Source organism: Variovorax sp. NFACC27, from assembly GCF_048301545.1.
In the GTDB taxonomy this organism is placed as follows: Bacteria; Pseudomonadota; Gammaproteobacteria; order Burkholderiales; family Burkholderiaceae_C; genus Variovorax; species Variovorax gossypii.
On sequence record NZ_CP157613.1, the window covers coordinates 1,394,382 to 1,413,823 of the forward strand.

Consider the following 19,442-nt stretch of genomic DNA (forward strand, 5'->3'; position numbering starts at 1 on the left):
ACGACAGAAGAAGAAAAGCATGCGGCACCTGAAAGACCTCCCCGTCCTCATCCTCGGCCTCGGCGCGTCCGGGCTGGCGATGGCGCGCTGGTGCGCGCGGCACGGCGCGGTCGTGACGGTGGCCGACACGCGCGAGGCGCCGGCATTGCTCTCCAAGCTGCGCGAGGAACTGCCCGGCGTGACTTTCGTAGGTGGACCGTTCTCGGCCGCGCTGGTCGAAGGCACGCCGATCCGCGCCGTGTATCGCTCGCCGGGCCTGTCGCCCGAGACCATCGCGCCGGTGGCCGATGCGGCGCGTGCCGTCGGCCTACCGGTCGGCGGCGAGCTGGACCTGTTCGCGCGTGCGCTGCTGGATCTGCGCACGGTGGAAGTGCCTGTGGTGGAGGCCGAGCCGGAACCCGAGGCCGAGCCCGAAACGCAAGCTCCGGCCGAACCCGTGGCCGAAGCGCCCGTGGAAGCCGTCGAGGCGGAGCCCCAGGCGCAACTGCCGCTGGACGAGCCCGCGGCTGCCGATCAGGCAGCGGCCAAGGCTGAGCCGGCGCAGCAGCCTGCTGCCCCTGCCGAAGCCGAATCGCCTGTTGCTGAAGTCGTTGCCGAACCCGCCCCAGAGCCGACCGTGCCCGCGCAAGCCGAAGCAATGCCGCGCGATCCGTCGATGAGCGTTGCCGCGCCGCAGCCGCCGCAGGCCGAGGAATCGCCCGCGCCTGCCGAAGCCACGGAACCCGTCGCGCAGCCGGTGGCAGAAGCCGCGCCGGAATCGGCACCGGAAGCCGCCGACGCGGCCACGGCCGAAACGCCGGAAGCTCCCGAAGCCGCTACCCCCGAGTCTTCCGAGACTCCGCCGGCGGCTCCCGCGCCGGCCACCGTTTCCCGCCTGCCCACCACCGGCAAGCCCTACGTCCCGACGGCAGCCAAGGAGGCCGCGGAATTCGTCGCGCGCATCGCCGAGCTCTCCGCCACCAACCCGGCCTCGGCCGCCGTCGAGGAAGAGCCCTCGCCGCAACTCGAACTGGCACCGCCCGTCGAGCCCGAGGCACCCAAGGGCTACACGCCCGCGGTGCTCGCCATCACCGGCACCAACGGCAAGACGACCGTCACCTCGCTCACCGGCCAGTTGGTCGAGCGCGCGGGCAAGACCGTGGCCGTGGCCGGCAACATCGGCCCGACGCTGCTCGACACGCTCACGGCGCACATGGATGCCGAGACGCTGCCCGACGTGTGGGTGCTGGAGCTGTCCAGCTTCCAGCTCGACGGCGTGCAGGGCTTCGAGCCCACCGCCGCCACGGTGCTCAACCTCACGCAGGACCACCTCGACTGGCACGGCGACATGGCCGCCTACGGCGCGGCCAAGGCGCGCATCTTCGGCGCGCACGGGCTCATGATCCTCAACCGAGACGATGCCGGCGTGATGGCCATGCTGCCCGCGCCCGTCAAGGTCAAGCTGCAGCGCCCGCAGATCCGCACGCACGTCACCTTCGGCTCCGCCATGCCGCTGCGCCCGGGTGACTACGGCATCGAGCGCGTCAACGGCATGGCCTGGCTGGTGCGTGCGCTGGAGGCCGACGAGACGCAGAAGCGCAAGCGCGGCGCCGTGGTCGAGGAAGAAATCTTCCTGCAGCGCCTGATGCCCGCCGATGCGCTGCGCATCCGCGGCCGTCACAACGCCATGAACGCCCTCGCGGCCCTGGCGCTGGCCAGCGCCGCCGGCTGCCCGCTGAACACCATGCTCTACGGCCTGCGCGAGTACCAGGGCGAGCCGCACCGCGTGGAGCCCGTCGCCATCATCGACGAGGTCGAGTACTTCGACGACAGCAAGGGCACCAACGTGGGCGCCACCGCCGCCGCCCTTACCGGGCTGGGCGAGGAGCGCCGCGTGGTCGTCATCCTTGGCGGCGAAGGCAAGGGGCAGGACTTCGAGCCGCTCGCCGCGCCCGTTCGCCAGTACGCGCGCGCCGTGGTGCTCATCGGCCGCGACGCGCCGATCATCGAAGCCGCGCTGGCATCGACCGGCGTCTCGCTGCTGCACGCAGCCTCGATGGACGAGGCCGTGAAGCTCGCGTCCGCGCGCGCCAACCCCGGCGATGCCGTGCTGCTGTCACCGGCCTGTGCGAGCTTCGACATGTTCAAGGACTACGCGCACCGCGCCGAGGTGTTCCGCGAGGCCGTGCAGGCCTACGAGGACAGCCCGCGCGGCCTGGGCGATTCGACGACGACGGAGGACCCGGTTTGAACTCTGCCGCCTCAGGCGCCACGCCCAACGCATCCACCAGCCGTTTCGGCGGCTGGTTCAGGCGCGCGCGCAGCGGGATCGACTCGCTGCCCGTGCACCTGCCCGTGCGGCTGGGCGGCGCCGGCATCGCGCAGACGAAAGCCACGCCGATGCGCGTGCTGGGCTTCGACCAGGCGCTGGTCTGGGTCACGGTCGCGCTGCTGACCTGGGGCCTGATCATGGTGTATTCGGCCTCCATCGCGCTGCCCGACAACCCGCGCTTCGCGCGCGCCGGCTACAGCGCCTCGTACTTCCTCACGCGGCACGCGGCCTCGGTGGTGTTCGCCTTCATCGCCGCGCTGCTGACCTTCCAGATCCCGATGAAGACCTGGGAGCGCGCCGCGCCCTGGCTCTTCGTGGCCTCGCTGCTGCTGCTGGTGGCGGTGCTCATTCCGCACATCGGCATCAACGTGAACGGCGCGCGCCGCTGGCTGCCGATGGGTTTCATGCGCTTCCAGCCCTCGGAGCTGGCCAAGCTCGCGATGGTGCTCTACGCCGCCAGCTACATGGTGCGCAAGATGGAGATCAAGGAGCGCTTCTTCCGTGCCGTGCTGCCGATGGGCGTGGCGGTGGTGGTGGTCGGCATGCTCGTGATGGCCGAGCCCGACATGGGCGCCTTCATGGTGATCGCCGTGATCGCCATGGGCATCCTGTTCCTGGGCGGCGTGAACGCGCGCATGTTCTTCCTGATCGCCGCGCTGGTGGTGGTGGCCTTCGGCACCATCGTCGCGAGCAGCCCGTGGCGCCGCGAGCGCATCTTCGCGTACCTCGATCCGTGGAGCGAGGAGCACGCGCTTGGCAAGGGCTACCAGCTGTCGCACTCGCTGATCGCCATCGGGCGCGGCGAGATCTTCGGCGTGGGCCTGGGCGGCAGCGTCGAGAAGCTGCACTGGCTGCCCGAGGCGCACACCGACTTCCTGCTGGCCGTGATCGGCGAGGAGTTCGGCCTGGTCGGCGTGCTGCTGATCATCGGCCTGTTCCTCTGGCTCACGCGCCGCATCATGCACATCGGCCGCCAGGCCATCGCGCTCGACCGCGTGTTCTCGGGCCTCGTGGCCCAGGGCGTGGGCGTGTGGCTGGGTTTCCAGACCTTCATCAACATGGGGGTGAACCTGGGCGCCCTGCCGACCAAGGGGCTGACCTTGCCGCTGATGAGCTTCGGCGGCTCCGCGATCCTGATGAACCTCGTGGCGCTGGCGATCGTTCTGCGCATCGATTACGAGAACCGTGTGCTGATGCGGGGAGGCCGCGTATGACCGGCCGCACCGCACTCGTGATGGCCGGCGGCACCGGCGGCCACATCTTCCCCGGACTCGCGGTGGCCGAGGCCCTGCGCGAGCGCGGCTGGAAGGTGCACTGGCTGGGCGCGCCCGGCAGCATGGAAGAAAAGCTGGTTCCGCCGCGCGGCTTCGCCTTCGAGCCCGTGCAGTTCGGCGGCGTGCGCGGCAAGGGCCCGCTCACGCTGTTCCTGCTGCCGCTGAAGCTGCTGCGCGCCTTCTGGCAAAGCCTGGGCGTGGTGCGCCGCGTGAAGCCCGACGTGCTGGTGGGCCTGGGCGGCTACATCACCTTCCCGGGCGGAATGATGGGCGTGCTGGTCGGCAAGCCGCTGGTGCTGCACGAGCAGAACTCGGTCGCAGGCCTTGCCAACAAGGTGCTGGCGGGCGTGGCCGACCGCGTGTTCACCGCCTTCCCCAATGTGCTGAAGAAGGCGCAATGGGTGGGCAACCCGCTGCGCGCGGCCTTCACCTCCAAGGCCGAACCGGCCGAGCGTTTCGCGGGCCGTACCGGTCCGCTGAAATTGCTGGTGGTGGGCGGCAGCCTCGGCGCGCGCGGCCTCAACACCGTGGTGCCGCAGGCGCTGGCCCGCATCGAGCCGGCCGTGCGCCCGCAGGTGCTGCACCAGAGCGGCGCCAAGCAGATCGACGAACTGCGCGCCAACTACGAAGCCGCTGGCGTCGAGGGCGAGCTCACGCCCTTCATCGAAGACACCGCGCAGGCCTATGCGGACGCCGACATCATCGTCGCGCGCGCCGGCGCCAGCACCGTCACAGAAATCGCGGCCGTCGGCGCAGCAGCGCTGTTCGTGCCTTTCCCCTCGGCGGTCGACGACCACCAGACCACCAATGCGCGCTTCCTCGTGGACGCGGGCGGCGGCTGGCTGGTGCAGCAGGCCGACCTCACTCCTGAATTGCTGGCTGACTTGCTACAGAAAACCGGGCGCGATGCGCTGATAGAGAAGGCCGCGAAGGCCAAGACCATGCAGAAGACCGAAGCCGTCGAGGCGGTCGTCCGCGCCTGCGAGGAGTTAACGAAATGAAGCTCCCGTCGATGTTCCATGGACTTTCGGGGAATGCCGCGGAACTGGCTTTGCCAGGCCGCAGGCATTGCCCCCTGCAAGGGGGTTGGCGAAGCGACACGAAGTGCGCGAAGCCTGGGGGTGTGCCGGTATGAAGCACGCGATTCGTCACATCCATTTCGTGGGCATCGGTGGCTCGGGCATGAGCGGCATTGCCGAAGTGCTGCTCAACCTGGGCTACAAGATCACCGGCTCCGACCTGGCCGACAGTGCCACGCTGCGCCGGCTCGCGGGCCTGGGCATCGGCACCTTCGTGGGCCACGCAGCGGCGCACATCGACGGCGCGGACGCGGTCGTCACCTCCACTGCAGTGCAGTCGGACAACCCCGAGGTGCTGGCCGCGCGCGAGAAGCGCATTCCGGTCGTGCCGCGCGCACTGATGCTGGCCGAGTTGATGCGCCTGAAGCAGGGCATTGCCATCGCAGGCACGCACGGCAAGACCACCACCACCAGCCTGGTGGCGAGCGTGCTCGCCGCCGCGGGGCTCGACCCGACCTTCGTGATCGGCGGGCGCCTCAACAGCGCCGGCGCCAACGCGCAGCTCGGCAGCGGCGACTACATCGTGGTGGAGGCCGACGAGTCGGACGCCTCGTTCCTGAACCTGCTGCCGGTGATGGCGGTGGTCACGAACATCGACGCCGACCACATGGAAACCTACGGGCACGACTTCGCGAAGCTCAAGAAGGCTTTCGTCGACTTCCTGCACCGCATGCCGTTCTACGGCGTGGCCATCCTCTGCACCGACGATCCGGCGGTGCGCGAGATCGTGGCCGACGTGACCTGCCCGGTCACCAGCTACGGCTTCGGCGAGGACGCCCAGGTGCGCGCCATCGACGTGCGCGCCGTCGGCGGCCAGATGCACTTCACCGCGCAGCGCCGCAACGGCGTGACGCTGCCCGACCTGCCCATCGTGCTGAACCTGCCGGGCGAGCACAACGTGCGCAATGCGCTGTCGGTGATCGCGGTGGCCGTCGAACTCGGCATTTCCGACGAGGCGGTGCAGCGCGGCCTGGCCGGCTTCAAGGGCGTGGGCCGCCGCTTCCAGAGCTACGGCGACGTCGCGGTGCAGGGCGAGGGCGCCACGGGCACCTTCACCGTGATCGACGACTACGGCCATCACCCCGTGGAGATGGCCGCCACCATCTCGGCCGCGCGCGGCGCATTCCCTGGCCGCCGGCTGGTGCTGGCCTTCCAGCCGCATCGCTACACCCGCACGCGCGACTGCTTCGAGGACTTCGTGAAGGTCATCGGCACGGCCGACGCGGTGCTGCTCGGCGAGGTCTATGCCGCTGGTGAGGCGCCCATAGTGGCCGCCGACGGCCGCACGCTGGCGCGCGCGCTGCGCGTGGCGGGCAAGGTCGAGCCGGTGTTCGTCGACGACATCGCCGCCATGCCGCGCGCCATTCTCGACAACGCCCGCCCGGGCGACGTGGTGCTCTCGATGGGCGCGGGCTCCATCGGCGCGGTGCCGGCCAAGGTGGTCGAACTCGGCGCGGCGGCCGGTGCGGCCGCCGCCCCTTCAACATCCGAGCGCGCTTCGCGCAAAGGGAGGGCCTCATGAGCCTCCAGGACCCCAAGCTCTTCGGCAAGGTCGCCGTGCTGTTCGGCGGCAGCTCCGCCGAACGCGAAATTTCCCTGATGTCGGGCACCGGCGTGCTCGACGCGCTGCGTTCGCGCGGCGTGGACGCGCATGCCTTCGATCCGTCGCAGCGCGAGCTGTCGGAGCTCAAGCGCGAAGGCTTCGCGCGCTGCTTCGTCGCGCTGCACGGCCGCCACGGCGAGGACGGCACCGTGCAGGGCGCGCTCGAGCTGCTCGGCATTCCCTACACCGGCTCGGGCGTGATGGCCTCGAGCGTGGCGATGGACAAGGTCATGACCAAGCGCATCTGGCAGGCCGACGGCCTGCCCACGCCCAAGTACGTGCGCCTGGCCTTCGACCAGCAAAGCCGCGAGCAGATCATGGCCGTGCCCGACGTGCTCGGCCTGCCGGTGATCGTGAAGCCGCCGCGCGAGGGCTCGTCCATCGGCGTGACCAAGGTGCAGGGCTACTCGCAGATGCAGGACGCGGTCGCGCTCTCGGCGAAGTACGACGCCGACGTGCTGTGCGAGGAATTCATCGAGGGCGAGGAAGTGACCTGCGCCGTGCTCGGCCACGGGCTCGATGCGCGCGCGCTGCCGGTGGTGCGCATCGCCGCGCCCGAGGGTGCCTACGACTACCAGAACAAGTACTTCACCGACGACGTGAAGTACCAGTGCCCGAGCGGCCTGCCCGAGGCCGAGGAGCGCGAGATCCAGCGCATCACGCTGGCCGCCTACCGCACGCTCGGCTGCCGCGGCTGGGGCCGCGCCGACGTGATGATCCGCGCCAGCGACCGCAAGCCCTTCCTGCTGGAGATGAACACCTCGCCCGGCATGACCAGTCATTCGCTGGTGCCGATGTCCGCCCGCGCCGCGGGCATCGCGTACGAGGAGCTGTGCCTGCGGGTGCTGGCTTCCGCCACGCTGGACGCAACGGGAGGCTCGCTATAGCCATGGCCGACAGCATTCCCGCGCCCTTCGACGTCAAGCTCATGAACATCGTCGCCAACCTTGCGTTCGCGGCGGTGGCGCTCATGCTGCTTGCCGCGGGCGCGTGGTGGGTGCTGCGCCAGCCTTTCTTCCCGATCGCCGGCATCAAGGTGGACGGCGAGGTCACGCACAACAACGCGGTCACGCTGCGCGCCAACGTGGCGCCGCAGCTCAAGGGCAACTTCTTCACCATCGACCTGGCGCGCGCTCGCGCGGCCTTCGAGTCGGTGCCGTGGGTGCGCAGCGCGGTGGTGCGGCGCGAGTTCCCGAACAAGCTGCGCGTGACGCTGACCGAGCAGGTGCCGGTGGCCAACTGGGGCGACGAGGCGAGCTCGAAGCTCATCAACGGCTTCGGCGACGTGTTCGAGGCCAACGTGGCCGAGGTGGACGACAACCTGCCGCGCCTGGACGGCCCGATCGAGCAGGCCGGCCAGGTGCTGGGCATGTACCGCGTGCTGCAGCCGCAGTTCCAGCCCTACGACCTGAGCATCGACGAGCTCACGCTGTCGAGCCGCGGCAGCTGGAAGGTGGTGCTCGACAGCGGCGCCGAGATCGAGCTCGGCCGGGGCCAGGGCGAGGAGGTGACTGCCAGGTTGCAGCGCTTCCTGAAGACCGTGACCCAGGTCGCGGGCCAGTACCGCCGAACCATGGCCGACGTCGAGGGCGCCGACCTGCGCCACAACGACGCGTATGCATTGCGGCTGCGCGGCGTCACCACGGTCTCGCCCGAGGCCCCAAGAAAAATCAAGTAGCGAATACCGAGGAATCGAGGACATTTCAATGCCCAAAGAATACAAAGACCTGGTCGTAGGACTCGACATCGGCACCGCCAAGGTGATGGTGGTCGTGGCCGAGGTGCTGCCCGGTGGCGAGCTCAAGCTGGCCGGCCTCGGCATCGCGCCGAGCAACGGCCTCAAGCGCGGCGTGGTGGTGAACATCGACGCCACGGTGCAGAGCATCCAGCAGGCGCTGAAAGAGGCCGAGTTGATGGCCGACTGCAAGATCAGCCGCGTCTACACCGGCATCACCGGCAGCCACATCCGCGGCATCAACTCGAGCGGCATGGTGGCGGTGAAGGACAAGGAAGTGACGCCCGCCGACGTGGCCCGCGTGGTGGAGACGGCGCGCGCCATCAACATCTCGAGCGACCAGCGCCTCTTGCTGGTGGAGCCGCAGGAGTTCGTGATCGACGGCCAGGACGTGAAGGAGCCGATCGGCATGAGCGGCATGCGGCTCGAAGCCAAGGTGCACATCGTGACCGGCGCGCAGAGCGCGGCCGAGAACATCATCAAGTGCGTGCGCCGCTGCGGCCTGGAAGTCGACCAGCTTATGCTGAACCCGCTGGCCTCCAGCCAGGCGGTGCTGACGGAAGACGAGCGCGAGCTGGGCGTGGTGCTGGTGGACATCGGCGCGGGCACGACCGACGTGGCGATCTTCACCAACGGAGCGATCCGCCACACGGCGGTGATCCCGATCGCGGGCGACCTCATCACCAGCGACATCGCGATGGCGCTGCGCACTCCGACGAAGGACGCGGAAGACATCAAGGTCGAGAACGGCTTCGCCAAGCAGCTGCTGGCCGATCCCGAGACGCAGGTGGAAGTGCCGGGCCTTGGCGACCGCGGCCCGCGCATGCTGAGCAAGCAGGCGCTGGCCGGCGTGATCGAGCCGCGCATCGAGGAGATCTTCTCGCTGGTGCAGCAGGTGGTGCGCGAGTCGGGCTACGAAGAGGTGCTGTCGTCGGGCGTGGTGCTCACGGGTGGCAGCGCCGTGATGCCCGGCATGGTGGAGCTCGGCGAGGACATCTTCCTCAAGCCCGTGCGCCGCGGCATCCCGAAGTATTCGAGCGCGTTGTCGGACATGGTCGCGCAGCCTCGCGCCGCGACGGTGATGGGCCTGCTCGAGGAAGCACGCTTCGCACGCATGCGTGGCTTCAAGGTCGCGCAGAAGAATGGGTCGGTAAAGACTGCATTCGGACGTTTCAAGGACTTCATCGTGGGGAATTTCTAGCCATGATCAAGTCTCCACTCTGGCTCGCGCGTGGCAGCCCTCCCATGCATTTCAATGAGCGATGGCGACGAACAGGTCCACCATCGCGACGGGCTCTTCGTTGATCTCGTCAATACACAAGAAATATTCACAGACACATAACGGCAACTGCAAGATTCAAGGAGTTAAAAATGACCATCGAAATGATCGAAGTCGAAGAGTTCAATCAGGGCACGCAGATCAAGGTGATCGGTGTCGGCGGTGGCGGCGGCAATGCGGTCGCCCACATGATGGAGCGTGGCGTGCAGGGCGTTCAGTTCGTCTGCGCGAATACCGACGCACAGGCCCTGCAGCGCAGCAACGCGCACAAGATCATCCAGCTCGGCACCAGCGGCCTGGGCGCCGGCAGCAAGCCCGAAAGGGGCCGTGAAGCGGCCGAGCTCGCGGTGGACGACATCCGCACCGCCATCGACGGCGCACACATGCTGTTCATCACGGCCGGCATGGGCGGCGGCACCGGCACCGGTGCGGCTCCCGTGATCGCGCGCGTCGCGAAGGAAATGGGCATCCTGACCGTGGGCGTGGTCACCAAGCCCTTCGACTGGGAAGGCGGCCGCCGCATGACCAACGCCGACGCCGGCCTGGCCGAGCTCGAAGCGAACGTCGACTCGCTGATCGTGGTGCTCAACGAGAAGCTGCTCGACGTGCTGGGCGAGGACGTCACGCAGGAAGAAGCCTTCGCGCAGGCCAACGACGTGCTGAAGAACGCCGTGGGCGGCATCTCGGAAATCATCAACGAGTACGGCGGCGTGAACGTCGACTTCGAAGACGTGCGCACCGTGATGGGTGAACCCGGCAAGGCCATGATGGGCACGGCCGCGGCTGCAGGCCCGGACCGCGCGCGCATCGCCGCCGAGCAGGCCGTGGCCTGCCCGCTGCTCGAAGGCATCGACCTCTCGGGCGCCAAGGGCGTGCTGGTGCTGGTGACGGCGTCGAAGAGCTCGCTGAAGCTGAACGAGTCGAAGCTGGCGATGAACACCATCCGCGCCTACGCTTCGCCGGACGCGCACGTGATCTACGGCGCCGCCTACGACGACAGCCTGGGCGACGAGATGCGCGTGACCGTGGTGGCCACCGGCCTGTCGCGTGCCGACGCACGCCGCCAGCAGCCGACGCTGGAAGTGATCCGTACCGGCACCGACAACATCCCCTTCACCGTGCCGACGCTCGGTGGCGTGGGTCATGCCGGCGGCACGGGCGGCAGCCAGCCCAACTACGACGGCATGGCCGTCCCCAGCGTGTGGCGCACCAACCGCACGATGGCCGCGGCGAAGGTGGACGCGCTGTCTTCGGGTGGCATGGACGACTTCGAGATCCCGGCCTTCCTGCGCCGTCAAGCCGATTGAGAGAACACCCCATCCGATGGCCTCGCTGGAGGCCATCGCGGGGGTGAACTCGGCCAGACGCAGAGGGCACGAGGGAGCGTAAGGGGCACAGGGACGACCCGAAAGGGACGTCCGCTGGCTCTAGGCGCTGCGCTCACCTCGTGCCCTTTGCGTCCATTTCAGGCCAATTCGAAGGAATTGCATAGAACCCATGTCTATCGGTGCCATAGCGAGGGGCATAGGCCGCCACGCCCGTCGCGCGCCTAAAATCCCGGCCGTGCTGCAACAACGTACCCTCAAGTCGATCAGCCGCGCCGTGGGCGTGGGGCTCCATAGCGGCCAGCGCGTGGAGCTGACACTGCGGCCGGCTCCGGCCGACACGGGCATCGTGTTCCGCCGCGTCGACCTGCCCGAGCCGGTCGAGATCCGCATGACCGCCGAGTCGGTCACCGACACGCGCCTGGCCTCCACCGTCTCCACCGGCGGCGCCAAGGTGCAGACTGTCGAACACATCATGTCCGCCTGCGCGGGCCTGGGCATCGACAACCTCTACATCGACATCACGGCCGACGAAGTGCCGATCCTCGACGGATCGGCTTCCTCCTTCGTGTTCCTGCTGCAGAGCGCGGGCATCGCGCTGCAGAAAGCGCCGCGCCGCTTCATCCGCGTGACCCGCAAGGTCGAGGTGCGCGAAGGCGAGGGCGCCAACGAGAAATGGGCGAGCCTGGAGCCGTACCACGGCTACAAGCTGAGCTTCGAGATCGACTTCGACCACCGCGTCGTCAATTCCACCGGCCAGCGCGTGGAATTCGACCTGGGCACCGATTCCTACAGCCGCGACATCGCGCGCGCTCGCACCTTCGGCTTCACCAAGGAAGTCGAGTACATGCGCAGCAAGGGCCTCGCGCTCGGCGGCGGCCTGGACAACGCCATCGTGATGGACGACACCAAGGTGCTGAACGAAGGCGGCCTGCGCTACGACGACGAGTTCGTGAAGCACAAGATCCTCGACGCGATGGGCGACCTCTACATCATCGGCAAGCCGCTGCTGGCCGCCTACACCGCCTTCCGCTCGGGCCATGCGCTCAACAACAAGCTGCTGCGCGAACTGCTCTCGCACAGCGATGCCTACGAGGTCGTGACCTTCGAGGACGAGAAGCGCGCGCCGCGCGGTTTCGGCGAAGTCGCGCGGGCCTGGTAGCAGGCCCCCTTCGCCTTTCTCACATGCTTCTGTTCCGCTGGGCCATCCTGCTGCTTCTGTTGGTGGCCGGCGTGTGCTTCGCGTTCTACGCGGGCACGGGGCAGGTCAAGTACCGCCGCATCGGCTGGATCGTGCTGAAGTGGACGCTGCTGGCGGCCTTCGGCTTCTTCGCGGTCCTGATCGCCGAGCGGGTGGCTTGAGCTTTCTTCAGCCGGCGGTCTCCTGCCGGCAGATGAACAGGCTCAGGTAGGACGGCGTGCGCTGCGAGACTTCGCGCAGTGTCACCTCGTCGAAGTCCTTCGGGACGTTCTCCACCACCATCTGCCGCAGCGCCTGGGCGGCCTCCGTCTCGTTGTCCCGCGGGTTGTAGCGAACCTGCACGCCGCGAATCAGATAGCCGGGAACGGCGTTGCTCGCCTCGGGAAATTCGCGCAGCCGCCAGGTGACGTCGCCGCGCGCGGCCTTCAGCCTGGCGAGCAGGTCGCGCGCAGGCGCTTCATTGCGCTTGCGGACCTCCGGATCGCGCTCGCTCGTGCAGTACAGGATGTCGACCCGGAAGCCGGCGAATTTCCCCGATGAGGAGCTGGCCGGCGGTTTAGCCACTGCCGCCGCGGCGCTGCGGTTGACCTCGATGGCCTTCTGCTCCTGCGCGAACTCCCCGGCCTTGCCCGCTTCGGCGCGCAGCACCGGATCGGCGAAAGACAGCGCCACGAGCGGAAAGAGCCGGCCCGCCAGGTCTTCCGATGCCACCGAATTGATGAGCGCGAAGGCCGCCTGCTCGCGGCGATGCCGGCCCGGCGCCTTCTCGTCCATCTGGAGCACTTCGACCACCTTCTCGTAGACGTACTGGTCGCGCTTGAAGCGCGTCTCCTCGAGCGAGTTGTCGACCCGCTTGCGCTCGAAGTCGATGCGCTGCGCCTCGTTCGCCTGCGCCGAAGCCGCTGCGCGATGCTGGGCATCCTCGGCGGCCTTCTTCGAATCTTCGGCCTTGTACTGCCAGTAGAGGCCCAGCGCCGCCGCGAGCACCGCGATCAGCGCCGACGCGCCGCTGGCCCATTTCGTGACCTTCTCCACCCGCGACGAAGGCGCGGGCGTTCCCCCACCGTGATCCTCTCCTGCCATGGTTCGCTCCCGATGTTGTGGACGCCGGCGCGAAGTCTGTCACTGCGCCTGCGCGGCGGCCTCCCTGCAAATGGGGAGGCCCGGCGCGGAAAGTGTCCGGCGCTCGTGTTTCAGTTTTCGGTCAGCGCCTGCAAGGCCTGCACCTGCCGAGCCAGCAGAGGCCCCTTGCGATGCGCGGGCACAAGCAGCACGACCGTGTCGCCCAGCGCCTTCGGCCGGCCCCAGGGCGCATGCAGCTTGCCCTGAGCAAGCAGGGGCGCGACGAGGCGCTCGCGGCCCATCAGCACGCCTTCGCCGTCGAGCGCGGCCTGCAGGGCGAGGCTGTAGAGCGAGAAGTCCGGCCCGGCCGCCAACGCTTCGGCTTCGGCCGCCGTGGTGCCGGGCCGCACGGCCTGCAGCCAGCGCTGCCAGTCGTCGCGCCAGACGGTGTCGTGCAGCCCGCCGTTGCGCTCCAGCAGTTCGATCAGGTCCTCGGGCGGGCGCGGGCGGCCGCTGGGCAGGGGCTGCCGCAGGCGCGGGCTGCACACGGGCAGCAGCCGGTCGCGCACGAGCGGGATCGCCTGCGCGCCCGCGTCGGTCTCGATGCGCTCGCCGGCCCGCGCATAGAAGAGGCCCAGATCGAATGGCTCGCGACGAAAGTTCGGCGGCTGCTCCAGCGCGGTCACCGACACCTGCACGCCGGGCAGTTCCGCCTTCAGGCGCGAGAGCCGGGGCGACAGCCACAGCTGGGCCACGGCAGGCAGCGCGGCCACCTGCAGCGTGCTGCGGCGCGCGGCGATCTGGGTTTCGTGGCGCAACGCCTGCACGGCCAGCCCGAGCTGGTCGACGGCCGCGCTGAGGGCGGGCAATGCGCGCCGCCCGTGCGCGGTGAGGCGGATGCCCTGGCTGTGCCGCTCGAACAGCGCGCCGCCGGCCCATGTTTCCAGCGCCTTGATCTGCTGCGCGACGGCGGCCGGCGTGACGAAGAGTTCCTCGGCCGCGCGCGCGAAGCTGCCGTGGCGGGCCGCGGCCTCGAAGGCGCGCACGGCCGTGTGCGGAGGCAGGCGGGGGCGAGGCGGCGCGAGCGGCATCTGGCAGGTCCTTCAGGCCAAGTTTTTCTATGGCCCGGGGCCAGATTATCCGGTTTGCCCGGCCGGCGGCGGCGCGCGACGATTCGTGCATCCATCACTTCCAGCGAGATCCGCCGCATGCCCGCCGCCCTGCAACGCCGCCCCTGGGTTCCCGCCGCCAGCGAAGACCACGTGCTTTCCATTGCCGCGGATGCCTCCGCGCGCGATACGGCTGGCGTCGCCGCCGAGATCGAACGCCTGGTGGCCGACAACCACCGCATCCACGACGTGGAAGGCCTGAACCTCAACCCCGCCACCAACGTGATGAACCCGGCCGCCGAGGCGCTGCTGTCGCGCGGGCTGGGCTCGCGTCCGTCGCTGGGCTATCCGGGCGACAAGTACGAGATGGGGCTGGAGGCCATCGAGCGCATCGAAGTCGTCGCGGCCGAGCTGGCGGCCGAGGTGTTCGGCTCGAAGTTCGCCGAGGTGCGCGTGAGCTCGGGCGCGCTGTCGAATCTCTACGTGTTCATGGCGACCTGCAGGCCGGGCGACACCATCGTCGTGCCGCCGCCCAGCATCGGCGGCCACGTCACGCACCATGCGGCGGGCGCGGCGGGGCTCTACGGACTGAAGCCGGTCTCCGCGCCTGTGGATGCCGACGGCTACACGGTCGACGTGACCGCGCTCGCGAAGCTGGTGCGCGAGGCGAAGCCGACGCTCATCACCATCGGCGGCAGCCTGAACCTGTTTCCGCACCCGGTGCCCGCGATCCGCGAGATCGCCGACAGCGTGGGCGCGAAGCTGCTCTTCGACGCCGCGCACCTCTCGGGCATGGTGGCCGGCAAGGCGTGGCCGCAGCCGCTGGAGCAGGGCGCACATGCCATCACGATGAGCACCTACAAGAGCCTGGGTGGTCCGGCGGGCGGCCTGATCGTGTCGAACGACGCCGCGCTGATGGAGCGCATCGACGCAATCGCGTACCCCGGCCTCACGGCCAATTCGGACGCGGGGCGCACCGCGGCGCTGGCCCGCGGGCTGCTCGACTGGAAGGTGCACGGCGTCGCCTATGCGGCGGCGATGCGCGAGACCGCGCAGGCGCTCGCGCGAGCGCTCGATGCACTGGGCCTGCCGGTGTTCGCGAAGGCGCGCGGCTTCACGCAGTCGCACCAGTTCGCACTCGAGGCGGCGCGCTGGGGCGGCGGGCAGCACGCTTCGAAGAAGCTTGCGCAGGGCGGCCTGCTGGCCTGCGGCATCGGATTGCCGATCGCGCCCGTGGAGGGCGACATCAACGGCCTGCGCCTGGGCGTGCCCGAGATCGTGCGACTGGGCTTCACGCCCGAAGACATGCCGCAGTTGGCCGGCTGGATCGCACGCGCGCTCGACGGCGAGGTGGTATCGGTGGCCGCCGAGGTGCGCGAGCGACGCAAGCGCCTTGGCGAGCTGCGCTACATCGTGCGCTGAAAGCAGCTACGGGCTGATTCGGGAAACACCGCGGAACCGGCTTCGCCGGGCCGCGGGTGTTGCCCCCGGAAGGGGGAAGGCGTGCGCGACACGAAGTGCGCGAAGCCTGGGGGGCGAGCCTACCTCGAACGCCCCTGCCGGTAGGTGCCGGCATGGGTCTTCGACAGCTCGGCCGCTTCGGCGAGCCGCGCCATCGAGCGTCCCACCTGCGCATGCGTGATGGCGATGCCCAGTGCGTCCGCCGCGTCGGCGCCCGGCAGGCCCGGCAGGTCGAGCAGCCGCCGCACCATCTCCTGCACCTGCGCCTTGGCCGCCTGGCCGTGGCCGGCCACCGCCTTCTTCATCTGCAGCGCCGTGTACTCGGCCACCGAGAGGTTGTTGCTGACCAGCGCCGTCACGCACGCACCCCGCGCCTGCCCCAGCAGCAGCGTCGACTGCGGATTGACGTTGACGAAGATGATTTCCACCGCCGATGCATCGGGCTGGTAGCGCGCGGTGATTTCCGCGATGCCGTCGAACAGCACCTTCAGGCGGGCCGGCAGGTTGCCGGTGCCCAGGTGCCGCGTGCTGATGGTGCCGCTGGCCACGTAGCGCAGCCCGTGGCCGTCCGCATCGACCACGCCGAAGCCGGTGGTCTGCAAGCCGGGGTCGATGCCGAGAATGCGCATGAAAGGAAACGTAAAGGCCTAAGCCCGGATAAAGAGAGTCGAAAGAGCCGCGAGGAGAGGGCCGAAAGCGGGCTGATCGCGGGCAGAATCCGCCCGGTCCGTACAGTCCGCCCCCCGCCGCGCGCGGGGCGCGCCATCCAAGGAAGCGAATGTGAATGTAGTCGAGTCCTCCGCGCAGCAGCAACTGGACGAGGTGCAAGCCTTGATCGCGCGCCTGCAGATGCACCCCGCCGAACGCGCGGCCGCCAGTTTCCGCCGCATCGAGCTGCTCGACGACCTGGGCCGTCGCAAGGAAGCGCTGGCCGCGAGCGCCAGGCTGCTCGACGAATTCGCGGCGAAGCCCGAGGTCGGCGTGGTCGTGCCGTGCTGCCAGACGCTGCGCCTGCTGGCGCACATGCTGCGCCAGATGCACCGCCCGGCAGACGCGCTCGCCACGCTCGACCGCCTGATCGCGGCGCACGGCCAGCGCGCCGAGCCCGAGATCCGCGAGCACATCGCCCACGCGCTCTACCAGCGCACATGGTGGATCGACGAGCCTGCCGCGCGCTGCGAAGCTTGCGACGCCATGAGCGAACTGCTCGACAGCCAGCCCGATGCCGCCTTCGACACCTGGCGCGTGGAGGCGCGGTTGCTCAAGGCCGAGGTGGAGCATCACCGCGGCCTGCCGCAGGATGCGCTGGCCACGTTGGAGGCCGCGATCGAGCGCTTCGACGCCAGCACCGACCCCGGCGTGGTGCTGCGCGTGGCGCGTGCGCGCCTGGCGTCGGTGCTCAACCTGCGGGAGCTGGCGCAGCATGCCCAGGCGCAGGTGATGTGCCTCGCCGTGGCCGACCAGATCGAGGCCGGCCTTGCCGAAGCCGCGCCGGAACTGCGCATCGAAGGCGTGCGGGCGCTGACGCTGTTCTTCGACGGCTTCGGCATCGACGAGCATGCGAACCGCGCCGAACTGGTCGGCTGGCTGCTCGACCGCTACGGCCACGACGCATCGCCGCAGGTGCGCCGCATGGCGGTGCGCCGCGCCTACGACTGGTCGGTGGGCCTGCGCGAGCAGGAAGACGGCGATGCCGCGCTGGCCGCATGCGATCGCCTGCTCGCCACCTTCGGCGCTGACACCGACGCGGTGGTGCATCGCACCGTCGCGAGCGCGCTGCTCAACAAGGGCTTCGTGCTGCTCGAACGGCTGGGCCGCGCCGAGGATGCGCTCGCTGTGTACCAGCAGCTCGCGCGCCAGCTCCAGGGCGCGCCCGCTCTTGAATTGCAGGACACCCTGGCCAAGGCCATCGCCGGCCGCGAAGCCTGCCTCAGGCGGCTGCGCAGGGCCGACGCCGAGGCCAACCTGCCGGAGCTGTCGCCCGAGACGCGCGACGAGGTGCGCGACAAGGTCAAGCAGGGGCGCAGGCACGGCGATGCGGGCGAGTCGCGCGAGGCCATCGCGCTGTTCGACGAGGTGCTGGCCGCGCATGCCCCGTCGCCGCATCCGGAGCTGCGCCGCCAGTGCGCGCGGGCGCTGGTCCACAAGGCCTTCTGCCTGGTCGCGCTGGAGCGCTTCGACGAAGTCGTCGCCGCCGCCGAGGCGATGGACGCGCGCTACGGTGCCGATTCCTCGACCGAGATGCAGGAGACGGTCGCGCTGTGCATGCAGTACAAGAGCACCGCGCTCGACCGCCTCGGCCGGCACGACGACGAGATGCGCGTGCACGACGAGATCGTCGCGCGCTGGGGCAACTCCGAGCTGCCCGACCTGCGCGGGCGCGTGGTCGGCGCGCTGTTCCGCAAGGGCGCCACGCTGCGCCAGACCGGCCGGCTCGAGGCGGCGGTGGCCTGCTACGACGAGGCCATCGCGCGCACCACCGGCGCGAGGGAAGGCACGCTGCAGCTCTGGGCCGCGAAGTCGATGATCAACAAGGCCAAGGCGCAGGACAAGCTCGGCGATCCGGCCGGCCAGATCAAGACCTATCGCGCTCTCATCGCACGCTTCGGCGATTCGGGCGATGCCGCGCTGCGCGAGCGCGTCGTCAATGCCTGCGAGTGGCTTGCCGAGGCCGAGGGCCGGCAGGGCCGGGTGGAAGCGCAGCGCGCGGCGCTCGAGGCCGCGCTGGGCCGCTTCGGCACCGCGCTCTCGGCCGAGCAGCGCGCACGCCTCGCCCGAGAACTGCAGGCACTGAAGGCCAGGGCCATCGGACGCAAGGCGAAGGAAGTCTTCGGCCGCGTGGTGCGCCGCAAGGCCTGAACGAATTCATCTGCCTCCCCGCGCAGAACCGCCCGCGAGGCTTTTCCATGAATACCGCGGAACCGGCTTCGCCGGGCCGCAGGTATTGCCCCCTGCAAGGGGGTTGGCGAAGCGACACGAAGTGCGCGGAGCCTGGGGGTGTGCCAGGTTCAGGCGTTGAAGTACCAGCGGATGGAGTGGAAGAAGATGGGCGCGGCGAAGCAGAGTGCATCGACGCGGTCCAGCAGGCCGTTGGCGCCGGTCACGCCCATGCCTTTCTGGCCCCAGTTCGGAATGCCCCGGTCGCGCTTGAGCGCCTTCATCACCAGGTGTCCCATCGACCCCGAGATGCACGCGATGACCGACACCGCGAGCGCCTGGCCGAACTTGAACGGCGTGATGAACGAGAACAGCGCGCCCACCAGGCTCGCCACCGCGATGCCGATGGCCCAGCTGGTCCAGTTGAAGCTGCGGCTCACGTTGGGCGCGAAGGGCGCGCGCTGCATGCGCCGCGAGATCAGGTGCTGCACCAGCACCGAGGTCTGCACCACGAACACCAGGAAGAACACGAGGAAGGCGCTCTTGCCCTCGTAGCCCGGGAAGCTCAGCAGCAGCAGCGCCGGCACGTGGCTCATGCCGTAGACGCAGACCATGATGCCCCACTGCAGCTTGGCATTGCGCTCCAGGAACTGGCTCGGGTCGTTGGCCAGTGCGCTGGTCACCGGGATCGCGAGGAACACGTACACCGGGATGAACACGGTGAACAGGTCGAAGCGCGCGGTGGCCACGAGCCAGAACTGGATCGGCAGCACCACGAAGAAGGCGAGGATCAGGCTGCGATGGTCGCCGCGTCGCGTGGGCGAGAGCGTGATGAACTCGCGCAGCGCGAAGAAGGAGATCAGCGCGAACAGCACGGTGGCCACCGTTTCGCCGAGCGCCCAGCCGATCCAGAAGACCAGCACCATGAACCAGGTGGTGCCCAGCAGGGCGCGGAAGTGCGCCAGCTCGGCCTGCCAGGCGGCGTCGTGCACCGGGTTGCGCTTTTCCCTGAAGCTCAGGAAGAAGGCCGTGGCGCTCACGATCGCGAGCACGCCGAAGATGATGAGGAAGAGCGCCGCGACCTGCTGGGTCGGGCTGAGGCTGCGCAAAAACTGGTTCATGTCGT

Annotated in this window: 16 protein-coding genes; 12 read left to right on the top strand and 4 right to left on the bottom strand. The window is 69.3% G+C overall.

The window, feature by feature from the left end:
- The first annotated feature begins 19 nt into the window (after positions 1 to 19).
- The 10 genes from murD (at position 20) to ABL840_RS06595 (ending at position 11,968) form a co-directional block, all read left to right on the top strand.
- Positions 20 to 2,230 carry a UDP-N-acetylmuramoyl-L-alanine--D-glutamate ligase gene (murD, locus tag ABL840_RS06550; RefSeq protein ID WP_093299740.1) on the top strand — a complete coding sequence of 737 codons (2,211 nt, stop codon included), beginning with the start codon at positions 20 to 22 and terminating at the stop codon, positions 2,228 to 2,230.
- Positions 2,227 to 3,525 (top strand): putative lipid II flippase FtsW, encoded by a 1,299-nt coding sequence (ftsW, locus tag ABL840_RS06555; RefSeq protein ID WP_093196948.1) that lies wholly within the window; start codon positions 2,227 to 2,229, stop codon positions 3,523 to 3,525. Before murD ends, ftsW begins: the two co-directional genes overlap by 4 nt.
- Positions 3,522 to 4,586, top strand: coding sequence for an undecaprenyldiphospho-muramoylpentapeptide beta-N-acetylglucosaminyltransferase (gene murG / locus ABL840_RS06560; RefSeq protein ID WP_093299742.1), 1,065 nt, complete (start codon positions 3,522 to 3,524; stop codon positions 4,584 to 4,586). The genes ftsW and murG overlap by 4 nt, the downstream gene beginning before the upstream one ends.
- 130 nt (positions 4,587 to 4,716) lie before the next feature.
- Positions 4,717 to 6,186, top strand: a complete 1,470-nt coding sequence (gene murC / locus ABL840_RS06565; RefSeq protein WP_093299745.1) for a UDP-N-acetylmuramate--L-alanine ligase — start codon at positions 4,717 to 4,719, stop codon at positions 6,184 to 6,186.
- Positions 6,183 to 7,154, top strand: coding sequence for a D-alanine--D-alanine ligase (locus ABL840_RS06570; protein WP_093196942.1), 972 nt, complete (start codon positions 6,183 to 6,185; stop codon positions 7,152 to 7,154). Before murC ends, ABL840_RS06570 begins: the two co-directional genes overlap by 4 nt.
- Before the next feature lie 2 nt (positions 7,155 to 7,156).
- The gene (locus ABL840_RS06575; RefSeq protein ID WP_093196940.1) at positions 7,157 to 7,945 is read left to right on the top strand and encodes a cell division protein FtsQ/DivIB; all 789 of its coding nucleotides are present in this window, start codon (positions 7,157 to 7,159) and stop codon (positions 7,943 to 7,945) included.
- A 28-nt stretch (positions 7,946 to 7,973) separates the two neighbouring features.
- A complete protein-coding gene (ftsA, locus tag ABL840_RS06580) occupies positions 7,974 to 9,203 on the top strand; it encodes a cell division protein FtsA (protein WP_093196937.1) in 1,230 nt (409 codons plus the stop codon).
- A 170-nt stretch (positions 9,204 to 9,373) separates the two neighbouring features.
- A complete protein-coding gene (gene ftsZ, locus ABL840_RS06585; protein ID WP_093196934.1) occupies positions 9,374 to 10,588 on the top strand; it encodes a cell division protein FtsZ in 1,215 nt (404 codons plus the stop codon).
- Between the two features lie 256 nt (positions 10,589 to 10,844).
- Positions 10,845 to 11,768 (top strand): UDP-3-O-acyl-N-acetylglucosamine deacetylase, encoded by a 924-nt coding sequence (gene lpxC, locus ABL840_RS06590; protein ID WP_171022508.1) that lies wholly within the window; start codon positions 10,845 to 10,847, stop codon positions 11,766 to 11,768.
- A gap of 23 nt (positions 11,769 to 11,791) precedes the next feature.
- Positions 11,792 to 11,968: a hypothetical protein gene (locus tag ABL840_RS06595; protein ID WP_019656766.1), complete on the top strand. Its 177-nt coding sequence runs from the start codon at positions 11,792 to 11,794 to the stop codon at positions 11,966 to 11,968.
- Between the two features lie 7 nt (positions 11,969 to 11,975).
- Here the strand turns inward: ABL840_RS06595 and ABL840_RS06600 are convergent, their stop codons facing one another.
- Both ABL840_RS06600 and ABL840_RS06605 read right to left on the bottom strand, forming a co-directional pair.
- Entirely contained in the window at positions 11,976 to 12,890 is a 915-nt protein-coding gene (locus tag ABL840_RS06600; RefSeq protein WP_126469621.1) for a hypothetical protein, read from the bottom strand.
- A gap of 110 nt (positions 12,891 to 13,000) precedes the next feature.
- Positions 13,001 to 13,960: a LysR family transcriptional regulator gene (locus tag ABL840_RS06605; protein ID WP_093299750.1), complete on the bottom strand. Its 960-nt coding sequence runs from the start codon at positions 13,958 to 13,960 to the stop codon at positions 13,001 to 13,003.
- 117 nt (positions 13,961 to 14,077) lie between these two features.
- Between ABL840_RS06605 and glyA the strand changes: the two genes are divergently transcribed.
- Positions 14,078 to 15,400, top strand: a complete 1,323-nt coding sequence (gene glyA, locus ABL840_RS06610; protein ID WP_093299754.1) for a serine hydroxymethyltransferase — start codon at positions 14,078 to 14,080, stop codon at positions 15,398 to 15,400.
- Between the two features lie 119 nt (positions 15,401 to 15,519).
- Here glyA and ruvC read toward each other — a convergent pair whose 3' ends face one another.
- The gene (ruvC, locus tag ABL840_RS06615; protein ID WP_093196921.1) at positions 15,520 to 16,068 is read right to left on the bottom strand and encodes a crossover junction endodeoxyribonuclease RuvC; all 549 of its coding nucleotides are present in this window, start codon (positions 16,066 to 16,068) and stop codon (positions 15,520 to 15,522) included.
- A 151-nt stretch (positions 16,069 to 16,219) separates the two neighbouring features.
- Here ruvC and ABL840_RS06620 point away from each other — a divergent pair, with 151 nt between their 5' ends.
- The gene (locus ABL840_RS06620; RefSeq protein WP_093196918.1) at positions 16,220 to 18,298 is read left to right on the top strand and encodes a tetratricopeptide repeat protein; all 2,079 of its coding nucleotides are present in this window, start codon (positions 16,220 to 16,222) and stop codon (positions 18,296 to 18,298) included.
- Between the two features lie 149 nt (positions 18,299 to 18,447).
- Here ABL840_RS06620 and ABL840_RS06625 read toward each other — a convergent pair whose 3' ends face one another.
- Positions 18,448 to 19,437, bottom strand: a complete 990-nt coding sequence (locus tag ABL840_RS06625) for a phosphatidate cytidylyltransferase (RefSeq protein ID WP_093196915.1) — start codon at positions 19,435 to 19,437, stop codon at positions 18,448 to 18,450.
- Positions 19,438 to 19,442 lie beyond the last annotated feature (5 nt).

Coding starts and splice junctions, on each gene's coding strand:
- murD (WP_093299740.1), top strand. CDS start 20: ATGCGGCACCTGAAAGACCTCCCCGTCCTCATCCTCGGCCTCGGCGCG.
- murG (WP_093299742.1), top strand. CDS start 3,522: ATGACCGGCCGCACCGCACTCGTGATGGCCGGCGGCACCGGCGGCCAC.
- murC (WP_093299745.1), top strand. CDS start 4,717: ATGAAGCACGCGATTCGTCACATCCATTTCGTGGGCATCGGTGGCTCG.
- ABL840_RS06570 (WP_093196942.1), top strand. CDS start 6,183: ATGAGCCTCCAGGACCCCAAGCTCTTCGGCAAGGTCGCCGTGCTGTTC.
- ABL840_RS06575 (WP_093196940.1), top strand. CDS start 7,157: ATGGCCGACAGCATTCCCGCGCCCTTCGACGTCAAGCTCATGAACATC.
- ftsA (WP_093196937.1), top strand. CDS start 7,974: ATGCCCAAAGAATACAAAGACCTGGTCGTAGGACTCGACATCGGCACC.
- ftsZ (WP_093196934.1), top strand. CDS start 9,374: ATGACCATCGAAATGATCGAAGTCGAAGAGTTCAATCAGGGCACGCAG.
- ABL840_RS06595 (WP_019656766.1), top strand. CDS start 11,792: ATGCTTCTGTTCCGCTGGGCCATCCTGCTGCTTCTGTTGGTGGCCGGC.
- ABL840_RS06600 (WP_126469621.1), bottom strand. CDS start 12,890: ATGGCAGGAGAGGATCACGGTGGGGGAACGCCCGCGCCTTCGTCGCGG.
- ABL840_RS06605 (WP_093299750.1), bottom strand. CDS start 13,960: ATGCCGCTCGCGCCGCCTCGCCCCCGCCTGCCTCCGCACACGGCCGTG.
- glyA (WP_093299754.1), top strand. CDS start 14,078: ATGCCCGCCGCCCTGCAACGCCGCCCCTGGGTTCCCGCCGCCAGCGAA.
- ruvC (WP_093196921.1), bottom strand. CDS start 16,068: ATGCGCATTCTCGGCATCGACCCCGGCTTGCAGACCACCGGCTTCGGC.
- ABL840_RS06625 (WP_093196915.1), bottom strand. CDS start 19,437: ATGAACCAGTTTTTGCGCAGCCTCAGCCCGACCCAGCAGGTCGCGGCG.